General features: G+C 73.0%; 12 protein-coding genes and 1 pseudogene. All 13 read left to right on the top strand.

From position 1 onward, the window contains the following. A partial coding sequence (locus JHD21_RS17655; RefSeq protein WP_292677833.1) for a hypothetical protein occupies positions 1-261 on the top strand: 261 nt, incomplete at its 5' end. Beyond that, on the top strand, positions 258-629 hold the full coding sequence (locus JHD21_RS17650; protein WP_292677831.1) for a response regulator: 372 nt from the start codon (positions 258-260) through the stop codon (positions 627-629). The genes JHD21_RS17655 and JHD21_RS17650, both read left to right, overlap by 4 nt. 6 nt (positions 630-635) lie before the next feature. After that, entirely contained in the window at positions 636-1,136 is a 501-nt protein-coding gene (locus JHD21_RS17645; protein WP_292677829.1) for a hypothetical protein, read from the top strand. A gap of 165 nt (positions 1,137-1,301) precedes the next feature. Then, complete coding sequence (locus tag JHD21_RS17640; RefSeq protein WP_292677827.1) at positions 1,302-1,655, top strand: flagellar basal body protein; 354 nt, start codon at positions 1,302-1,304, stop codon at positions 1,653-1,655. Beyond that, positions 1,655-2,047: a flagellar basal body rod C-terminal domain-containing protein gene (locus JHD21_RS17635; protein ID WP_292677826.1), complete on the top strand. Its 393-nt coding sequence runs from the start codon at positions 1,655-1,657 to the stop codon at positions 2,045-2,047. The genes JHD21_RS17640 and JHD21_RS17635 overlap by 1 nt, the downstream gene beginning before the upstream one ends. Before the next feature lies 1 nt (position 2,048). After that, positions 2,049-2,381 carry a flagellar hook-basal body complex protein FliE gene (gene fliE / locus JHD21_RS17630; RefSeq protein ID WP_292677824.1) on the top strand — a complete coding sequence of 111 codons (333 nt, stop codon included), beginning with the start codon at positions 2,049-2,051 and terminating at the stop codon, positions 2,379-2,381. After that, entirely contained in the window at positions 2,381-3,973 is a 1,593-nt protein-coding gene (fliF, locus tag JHD21_RS17625; RefSeq protein WP_292677822.1) for a flagellar basal-body MS-ring/collar protein FliF, read from the top strand. The genes fliE and fliF overlap by 1 nt, the downstream gene beginning before the upstream one ends. Further along, a complete protein-coding gene (gene fliG, locus JHD21_RS17620) occupies positions 3,973-4,986 on the top strand; it encodes a flagellar motor switch protein FliG (RefSeq protein ID WP_292677820.1) in 1,014 nt (337 codons plus the stop codon). The genes fliF and fliG overlap by 1 nt, the downstream gene beginning before the upstream one ends. Continuing rightward, the gene (locus JHD21_RS17615; RefSeq protein WP_292677818.1) at positions 4,970-5,701 is read left to right on the top strand and encodes a FliH/SctL family protein; all 732 of its coding nucleotides are present in this window, start codon (positions 4,970-4,972) and stop codon (positions 5,699-5,701) included. Before fliG ends, JHD21_RS17615 begins: the two co-directional genes overlap by 17 nt. Then, positions 5,698-7,059, top strand: a complete 1,362-nt coding sequence (locus JHD21_RS17610; RefSeq protein ID WP_292677816.1) for a FliI/YscN family ATPase — start codon at positions 5,698-5,700, stop codon at positions 7,057-7,059. Before JHD21_RS17615 ends, JHD21_RS17610 begins: the two co-directional genes overlap by 4 nt. Further along, positions 7,056-7,508, top strand: a complete 453-nt coding sequence (locus JHD21_RS17605) for a hypothetical protein (protein ID WP_292677814.1) — start codon at positions 7,056-7,058, stop codon at positions 7,506-7,508. Before JHD21_RS17610 ends, JHD21_RS17605 begins: the two co-directional genes overlap by 4 nt. After that, the gene (locus JHD21_RS17600; protein WP_292677812.1) at positions 7,505-8,437 is read left to right on the top strand and encodes a transglycosylase SLT domain-containing protein; all 933 of its coding nucleotides are present in this window, start codon (positions 7,505-7,507) and stop codon (positions 8,435-8,437) included. Before JHD21_RS17605 ends, JHD21_RS17600 begins: the two co-directional genes overlap by 4 nt. Further along, a pseudogene (locus JHD21_RS17595) lies at positions 8,437-9,044 on the top strand (hypothetical protein); the annotation flags it as partial. The gene JHD21_RS17600 and the pseudogene JHD21_RS17595, both read left to right, overlap by 1 nt.

Here is a 9,044-nt window from a genome sequence, read left to right as displayed (position 1 = left end):
GACGAGGCACTGGACCCGGTCGAGCTGTCCGACGTGATCGGCGAGTTCGCCAACATCGTCGGCGGCAACGTCAAGTCGCTGATGCCCGGCCCCAGCACCCTGTCGCTCCCCCTGGTGGCGCACAACGTCCTCGTCCCCCCCTCCGACCTGCAACCGCAGCTGACGCTGGACCTCGCCTGGCACGGCTCGCCGGTCCGGGTGCGGGTCCTCGCGCTGCCCACCTCTGCCCAGCACGCCCACCCACTGGAGGTCACCCCATGAAGATCGTCCTCGCCGACGACAGCCGGGTCATGCGCCAGATCGTGATCCGGACCCTGCGCCAGGCCGGCTTCGCCGGCCACGAGATCATCGAGGCCGAGAACGGCCGCCAGGCCGTCGAGCTGGTGCACCAGGAGGCCCCCGACCTGGTCCTCTCCGACTGGAACATGCCCGAGATGACCGGCATCGACGCGCTCACCACGCTGCGCGACAGCGGCAGCCAGGTGCCCTTCGGCTTCGTGACCTCGGAGGGGTCCGACGAGATGCGTCAGCGCGCCGCGTCGGCGGGTGCGGCGTTCCTCATCGCCAAGCCGTTCACGCCGGAGGCCTTCCAGGAGGCGCTGGCCGGGCTGCACGCGGGGAAGGCCTGATCGACCATGACCACCGCAGGAACCGCCGCCACCCACCTGCCCTCGACCAAGGAGATCCGGGACCTGTTCAGCGGGCTGCTGGGCCGTGACGTGACCCTGACCCCGGTCGGTCCCCTGGCACCGAGCGCGACGTCCCCGCGCAGCATCGGCGTCTACGCCGACGACCGGCTGGTCGTGAGGGCCGTCGTCGCCTGCGACCTGGCGTTCTCGGCGCGCGTGGGCGCCGCGCTCGCACTGCTGCCCGCTCCGGTCGCCGAGGAGAACATCGAGACGAACACCCTCGGCCAGCCGCTGGCCGAGAACCTCTACGAGGTGTTCAGCGTCGGCGCCTCGCTCTTCAACGTCCCCGGGTCCGCCCATCTCAAGCTCGCGGAGATGCACCCGGCCGGCGCCGCCAACCCGCCCCACCTCAGCGCGCTGATGCTGACCCTGGGGCGCCGCGAGGATCTGGAGATCTCGGTTCCCGGCTACGGCCTGGGCCGGATCTCGTTCGTCATCTGCGGCTGAGCCCGGCGACCGCGGGCCACTGGTCCAGACGGGCCCGGGCCCGGGCGGCACTTTCTCGCCGATTGCCCTCAACTCCGCAGGGGCCCGGCCGACAGGACACCTGAGCACGGACTGCTCTCCCCCCAGCCGACGGATCGGCCGACCCAGGTTCTCTGGAGGATCCCCGTGTCCGTGCCCGCTGTGAGCAGCGATCCCGTGTTCGCCGTCCTGTGCACCGCCCTCGACGGGTTGTCCCTGCGGCAGCGGGTCATCGCCGACAACGTCGCGAACGTCGACACGCCGGGCTTCCGAGCCAGCAGCCTGGACTTCGAGAGCTCCCTGCGCGCGGCGGTCGAGAGCGGCGGCCGCCACGGCGCCGAGGCACAGCTGCTGGCCTCGGAGACACCGGTCGGCCCGAACGGCAACAACGTCGACCTCCGCAAGGAGATGCTCGCCGCGACCCAGACCCAGTTCCAGTACCAGCTGATGACCCGAGCGGTCGGCGACCGGTTCTCGCTCATCAAGATGGCGGCGTCCTGATGGGTGCGTTCGACACGCTCAACATCGCGGCCTCGAGCCTCGGGATGCACCAGACCTGGCTGGACGCGCTCGCCTCCAACATCGCCAACGCCAACACGATCAACAGCACCACCGAGGATGCCTTCCAGGCCCAGATGGTGATGGCGGAGGCGCAGCCCGGGGGCGGCGTCGGCGTCGCCGGGATCGCCCTGAGCGACGCCGAGGGAGTGCTGGTCAGCTCCCCCGGGCACCCGCTGGCCGACGCAGACGGCAACGTGCGGGCACCGGCGATGGACCTCACCAGCCAGATGACGCAGCTGATCATGGCGCAGCGCGGCTACCAGGCCTCGGTGCAGGTCACCAAGTTCGCCCAGGACTCCTACAGCAGTGCCCTGCAGATCGGCAGCCAGTGACATGAGTGTGTCCGGAGTCGAAGCCGCGGGCTTCGCACCGTACGTCGCGCCGCGGGTCGACGCGAGCCGCGCGACCGCCGGCCCGCAGGGACCGTCCGGTCCCTCCTCGAGCGGACCGGACTTCGGCAGCCTGGTGCTGGACGGCATCGACCGTCTCGACCAAGCCCAGCAGCGGAGCGACACGCTGGCCGTGCAGGCCGCCACCGGTGACCTGCAGAGCATCCACGACTACACGGTGGCGGCCACCCAGGCCTCGGTCACCACGCAGGTCACCGTCGCCGTGCGCAACAAGGCCCTCGAGGCGTTCACCGAGATCATGCGGATGCAGGCCTGATGAAGGACACGGTGCAGCGCCTCTTCACCAGGGGGCGCGAGACGTTCGGCGCCTTCACGGCGGGCCAGAAGGCCATCTCCGTGCTGGGAACCGTCGCCCTGCTGCTCGGCGGCTTCATGGTGTTCCGGTGGGCCTCGACGCCCGACTACGCCCCCCTGTACTCGAACCTCTCGGCGAGCGACGTGTCGGCGGTCGTCGACCAGCTCAACACCGACGGTGTCGCCTACGAGCTCGCGGACGGCGGGGCCACGGTGATGGTGCCCCAGGACCAGGTCTACGCGACCCGGGTCTCGCTGAGCGGCGAGGGGCTCCCGGCAGCCTCGGACAACGAGGGGTACTCGATCCTGGACGACCAGGGGATGTCGCTCTCCCAGGATGCCCAGGACACCAACTTCAAGCGCGCCATGGAGGGCGAGCTCTCGACGACGATCGAGGCCATCGACGGCGTCGACACGGCGGTGGTGCACCTGGCGCTGCCGAAGAAGGAGGTCTTCGCCGACGAGCAGGAACCCGCCACGGCCTCGGTCCTCGTGAAGAGCCGGCCCGGGGCGACCCTGGCCGCCGAGCAGGTGCAGGCGGTCGTCCACCTCGTCGCGTCGAGCATCGACGGGCTGGATCCCGACAAGGTCACGGTGGCGGACGCGGCCGGCAAGGTGCTCTCCGCGCCCGGCGGTGCCGTCTCGGACGGCGGCGCCCAGGCGCAGATGGTGAGCGACGTCCAGGACGAGTACACGACCAAGCTGCAGACCATGCTGGACCGGGTCCTCGGACCCGGCAACTCCACCGTGCAGGTGATCGCTGCCCTGGACTTCGACGACGCGGTCGTGGAGACCAAGAACTACACGTTCAACGAGGCCAACCCGCCGTCGTCGTCGAGCACGACGACCGAGACCTACAAGGGTGCCGGTGCCCCGTCGGTCGGCGGCGTCGTCGGCCCCGACGGCCAGATGGACACCAGCCAGAGCACCGGTGGCGCCTCGAGCTACCGCGAGGGCACCACCACCGAGGACAACGCCCTCGACGAGCGCACCGAGCGGCGGGTGTCGGCCCCCGGGTCCCTGTCGAGCCTGCACGTCGGTGTCGCGCTGGACGCCGACGCGATGACCCTCAACGGCGTGGACATCCGGGACGTCAACCAGCTGGTCGGCGCCACCGCCGGCATCGACAAGGAGCGCGGGGACACGGTCTCGATCAACCAGATGGCCTTCGACCGCACGACGGAGGAGGCCGCGGCCGCCGAGCTCGCGAAGGCCGAGGCCGCCCAGGCCGCGGACGAGAAGCGCCAGCTCTACAAGAACATCGGGCTCGCGGCCGTGGTCGCCCTGCTCGGGCTCGGCGCCGCCTTCGCCGCCCGGCGACGGGCCAAGAAGCTCGAGGAGACCACGACGTACATCGTCGAGCAGATCCGCCAGGACCACGAGGCGCGCCTGACCGCCACCCAGGTCGTCGAGCTGCCGCCGGCCGCCCTGGCTCTCGCGGAGTCCGAGGACTCCTCGACCGAGGACCTCCGCAAGGAGATCGACGACCTCATCCAGCGCCAGCCCGAGGACGTCGCCGCCCTGATGCGCGGCTGGCTGGCGGAGCGTCCCTGATGGCCGTCACCCTCGCCAACCCCGGGGTCCGCAAGACCGCGGTGCTCCTCATCCAGCTGGGGCGCGAGCGCGCGGCGAACGTGCTGTCCCAGCTGTCGGAGTCCGAGGTCGAGGCCGTCACCGCCGAGATCGCCCACCTCGAGTCGATCAGCCACCCCGAGAGCGTGGCGGTGCTGGAGGAGTTCCGTGACCTGATGTCCGCGCGGCGGCACATCTCCCAGGGCGGCGTCGGGTTCGCCCGCAAGCTGCTCGAGGAGTCGCTCGGCACGGAGCGGGCCGAGGAGATCATGGACCGGGTGACCGCGGCCGCGGTCCAGCTGCCCTTCCAGTTCCTGCGTGCGGCCGACCCGACGCAGCTGCGGTCGTTCATCGCCGACGAGCACCCGCAGGTGATCGCCCTCGTGCTGGCTCACATGACCGCGGACAAGGCGTCGCTCGTGCTGGCAGGCCTCGAGCCCGACAAGCAGGCCAACGTGGCGCACCGGATCGCGATCATGGACCGCACGTCACCGGACATCGTCCGGTCGGTGGAGTCGATCCTGGAGCGCAAGCTGTCCTCGATGCTGCAGCCCGCCGACCAGTCGAAGGTCGGCGGTCTCGACCCGCTGGTGAACATCATCAACCGCTCCGACCGGTCGACGGAGCGCCAGATCGTGGAGGGGCTCGAGGCGCTGGACCCCGCGCTGGCCGACGAGGTCCGCAGCAGGATGTTCATGTTCGAGGACATCGTCACGCTCGACGACCGCTCGGTCCAGCAGGTGCTGCGCCAGGTCGACACCACCCAGCTGTCGTACGCGCTCAAGGGAGTGCCCACCGGGGTGCGCGACAAGATCCTGTCGAACATGTCGGAGCGGGCCTCGGAGACGCTGCTCGAGGAGGTCGAGCTCCTCGGCCAGGTCCGGGTCTCCCAGGTCGAAGAGGCCCAGCAGAGCGTGATCCGGACCATCCGGCAGCTCGAGGAGGAGGGCCAGATCATGGTCCGCCGAGGAGGCGACGATGAGTTCGTCGACTAGCCGCGCCTTCCTGCCGCTCCAGCCGCTGGCGGTCGCGGAGGACGCACCGGTCCGTGACGGGCAGCCGCCGTCGGGCGCGCTGGGCACGTCCGAGCTGCGGTCCGGCGAGTGGACCCGGTTCGGCCCGTCGTCCGTGCTGGGCGACGAGGTCACGGAGCGGGCGCTCGGCGCGATGGTCGCGGACGCCCGGGCTGCGGCCCGGTCGCAGGGGTACGCCGTCGGCTGGGCCCAGGGACTCCGGGAGGCCTCCGACGCCGCGGCCCTGGCCGCCCGCGCCAACGACGAGCAGCTCGCCGAGACCAGGCGACAGTGGACGGTCCGGCACCAGGCCGCGGTCGAGGCGCTCCACCGCGCCGCCCGCGAGCTGGCCCGGGTCACCGAGGACGTCCAGGACCTGGTGCGGCGGCAGTCCGTCGACCTGGCTCGGGAGCTCACCGAGATCATGGTCGGGCACGAGCTCAGGTCCTCCCCCGACACCGCGGCCGACGTGGTGACCCGGGTGCTGGCCGCGGCGCCGGCCGATCGCCCGTTCGTCGTGCACCTCCACCCCGACGTGGCCGACGACGACGCCGTCGCCGCCCTGGCCGGTTCCGGGGTGCGGGTGGTGGGCGACCCCACCCTCGACCCGGCCGACGCGATGGTGGAGGTCGACGAGCAGGTCCTCGACCTCCGCGTCCGCACGGCCATCGCCCGGGTACGGGAGGTGTTGTCGTGAGCACGACCGTGTCCGCACCCTCCCCCACGCTCGGCTCCCCCGGCGTCGACGTCCTCGCCCACGTCCGCGCCACCGCCCTCGAGGCCGCGCGACCCGCCCGGCGCGGCCGGGTCACCGAGTCGATGGGGCTGCACCTGCGGGTCAGCGGCCTGCGTGCCGCGGTCGGCGACCTGGTCGCTGTCGAGGCGGGGACCGCGGGCGCGGCCGAGCTGCTCGCCGAGGTGGCCGCCTCCGACGGCGGCGGGCTGGTCTGCCTGCCCCTCGGCCACACCCGCGGGATCGAGGTCGGCGCCGCCGTCCGCCACACGGGTGGTCCGCTCCAGGTGCGGGTCGGGCACGAGCTGATGGGACGCGTCCTCGACGGTCTCGGTCGCCCGGTCGACGGGGGGCCGTCGCTGGACGCCCTCGCCCGGGTGGGCGTGGAGCACCAGGCGCCTCCGGCGCTCAGCCGGCCCCGCATCGACACCCCGCTGGGCCTCGGCGTGCGCGCCCTGGACTCGCTGGTGCCGTGCGGCCGAGGCCAACGGGTCGGCATCATGGCCGGCTCCGGGGTCGGCAAGTCCAGCCTGCTCTCGATGATCGCCCGGGGCTCCGACGCCGAGGTCGCGGTGATCGCCCTGGTCGGGGAACGTGGCCGGGAGGTCCGGGAGTTCCTCGACAACGACCTCGGCCCGGACGGGCTGGCGCGCTCGGTGGTCGTCGTGGCCACCTCCGACGCACCACCGGTCGAGCGCCTGCGCGCCGCGTTCGTCGCCACGCGCATCGCGGAGTGGTTCCGCGACGAGGGACGCCACGTGGTCCTGATGATGGACAGCCTCACCCGGGTGGCGATGGCGCAGCGCGAGATCGGCCTGTCCGCGGGCGAGCCACCGGCGACCCGCGGCTACCCGCCCAGCGTCTTCTCTCTCATGCCACGCCTGCTCGAGCGGGCCGGCACGTCGCCGCACGGCTCGATCACCGGTCTCTACACGGTCCTGGTCGAGGGCGACGACATGCAGGACCCGATCGGCGACACGGCGCGCTCCATCCTCGACGGCCACGTGGTGCTCAGCCGGCGCCTCGCGACCGCCGGGCACTTCCCGGCCGTCGACGTCCTCGAGTCGATCTCCCGGGTCACGCCGGCGGTGACGAACGCCGCGCAGCGGGCCGACGCCACCCTGCTGCGCCGGATGCTCGCCGCACACCGCGACGTGCGCGAGCTCGTCGAGATCGGCGCGTACGTCGCGGGCAGCGAGCCGGACGCGGACGCTGCACTGGCCAGGATGGACCTGATCGAGACGTTCCTCCGGCAGGCGATGGACGACGCGACACCGCTGCACGAGACCTGGCAACGACTGTCCGAGCTGGTGTCGGCATGAGCAGGACCGACCCGGACCGGGGACTCCGCGCCGTGGCGCGGGTCCGGGAGGTCCGCGAGCGCGACAGCCGGCTCGGTCTCCTCCGTGCGTCGGAGGAGCACCGGGCCCAGGAGCAGCGCGCCGAGGAGCTCGACCAGACGGTGCGGCTGCGCGCCGCCGACGGTGCTCCCCAGGGCCAAGGGTTGCCCCAGTGGGCCGAGCAGCGTCGGGCCCTGATGGCCCTGGCCGCAGCGGCCGGCCGCGCACACGCGGACGCCGAGGCGGCGGCTCGTCTGAAGGCCTCGGCGCACGAGCACTGGCAGCGGGACCGGGCCCGGCTGGGGGCCGTCGAGCACCTGCTCGGGCTCCGGGCGCAGGCGCGGCACGAGGAGCTCGAGCGCGCTGCCGCGCGCGAGCTCGACGACATCGGCGGCCAGGCATGGCTCCGCCGACGGGAGGCCGCACGATGAGCGTCAGCGACGTGACCAGCCGGATCAGCCAGATCCAGTCCCAGCTGGCCCTGCTCGTCCCCATGGCGCCGTCCGCGTCGGGCACGGCGTTCGCCTCCGCGCTCGACGGCGCGATCGGAGCCGCCGACGTCGCCTCGACCGGTGCGGCAGGGTCGTCCGTGGCCGGTGACCAGGTGGTCGCGGAGGCCCGCAAGTACCTCGGCGTCCCGTACGTGTGGGGGGGCACCGACCCCAACAAGGGTCTCGACTGCTCGGGGCTCGTCCAGCTGGTCTACCGCAACCTGGGGATCGAGCTCCCCCGGGTGTCGCGCGACCAGGCCCAGGAGGGCACCGAGGTGCCCAGCCTCGACCAGGCCGTGCCCGGAGACCTCCTCGCCTTCGGCTCACCGGTGCACCACATCGGGATCTACATCGGCGACGGCAAGATGATCGAGGCCCCGCGGCCCGGGCTGGACGTCCGCGTCAGTGAGGTCTACGAGACGCCGAGCACGATCCGTCGCGTCCTTCCCGACGCCGGCGCCACCGTCGGGCGAGTCGCAGCGGGTGTGGGCGACGTCCCGTACGCCGACCTCTTCGAGACCGCGGGGGCGACGTACGGCGTCGACGCCAGGCTGCTCGCCGCCATCGCCCGCCAGGAGTCCGGCTTCGACCCCGGCGCGGTGAGCCCTGCCGGCGCCCAGGGACTGATGCAGCTCATGCCCGGGACCGCGGATGCCCTCGGGGTCAGCAACAGCTTCGACCCGGCCCAGGCGGTCGACGGAGCGGCCCGGCTCATCGACGACCTCCTCGACCGGTTCGGCAGCACGGAGCTCGCGCTGGCGGCGTACAACGCCGGGCCGGGTGCCGTGCTGCGCTACGACGGGGTGCCGCCCTACCCGGAGACCCAGAACTACGTCCGGTCCATCATGGCCATGCTCGGAGCCGCGTGATGCGCGTCGTCGCCGCACCGACCGTCCCGGACCCGGTCCTGACCGCGGGCCCGGTCCCCTCGGGCGAGGGCTTCGGGGCGCTGCTCGCCGCCCTGCTGCCGCACGGCGGGACTCCGTCGCCGGACCCGGCCGCGGACGGCGCGACCGACCCGACCGACCCGTCGTCCGCGCCTGCGCCCGGTCCCGAGGTCCTGGCGGAGCCCGGTGCGCTCACGGGCGCCGCTGTCCCGGCCGCCGGGGGCCTCACACCGGACCCGGCACTGGCCCTCACGGCCCCGCCCGACCCGCCGGCCGAGGCCAGGGACGGCTCGGCCGACGTCCCGGTACCGGGTACCGACGGCGTCCCCGGCTGGTTGGTGCCCGGCCCCGCGGCGCCAGGTGCCGCCACGCCCACGCCCGACGGCTCTGGCACCTCGGTGACCGGCGAGCAGCGGGACCGGGCCACGGGGCCTGGCGCCGCACCCATCACCACACCCACCACCACGCCTCGGCTCATGACCGCCCCGGCAGCGGCACCGACCGCGGCAGGCACGTCAGCGCCGACGCCGTCGCCGACGACAGCGCCGGCGACGGCACCGGCGACCGAGGACGCCGGTGGGCCCTCCCC

This window comes from Nocardioides sp. (genome assembly GCF_016462705.1).
In the GTDB taxonomy this organism is placed as follows: Bacteria; Actinomycetota; Actinomycetes; order Propionibacteriales; family Nocardioidaceae; genus Nocardioides.
Note: the sequence above shows the minus strand (reverse complement) of the source record. Positions and strands in the feature narration are given on the sequence as shown.

Bases quoted from the DNA above. Each gene is read 5' to 3' on its own strand.
- JHD21_RS17650 (WP_292677831.1), top strand. From the start codon at position 258: ATGAAGATCGTCCTCGCCGACGACAGCCGGGTCATGCGCCAGATCGTG.
- JHD21_RS17645 (WP_292677829.1), top strand. From the start codon at position 636: ATGACCACCGCAGGAACCGCCGCCACCCACCTGCCCTCGACCAAGGAG.
- JHD21_RS17635 (WP_292677826.1), top strand. From the start codon at position 1,655: ATGGGTGCGTTCGACACGCTCAACATCGCGGCCTCGAGCCTCGGGATG.
- fliE (WP_292677824.1), top strand. From the start codon at position 2,049: ATGAGTGTGTCCGGAGTCGAAGCCGCGGGCTTCGCACCGTACGTCGCG.
- fliF (WP_292677822.1), top strand. From the start codon at position 2,381: ATGAAGGACACGGTGCAGCGCCTCTTCACCAGGGGGCGCGAGACGTTC.
- fliG (WP_292677820.1), top strand. From the start codon at position 3,973: ATGGCCGTCACCCTCGCCAACCCCGGGGTCCGCAAGACCGCGGTGCTC.
- JHD21_RS17615 (WP_292677818.1), top strand. From the start codon at position 4,970: ATGAGTTCGTCGACTAGCCGCGCCTTCCTGCCGCTCCAGCCGCTGGCG.
- JHD21_RS17605 (WP_292677814.1), top strand. From the start codon at position 7,056: ATGAGCAGGACCGACCCGGACCGGGGACTCCGCGCCGTGGCGCGGGTC.
- JHD21_RS17600 (WP_292677812.1), top strand. From the start codon at position 7,505: ATGAGCGTCAGCGACGTGACCAGCCGGATCAGCCAGATCCAGTCCCAG.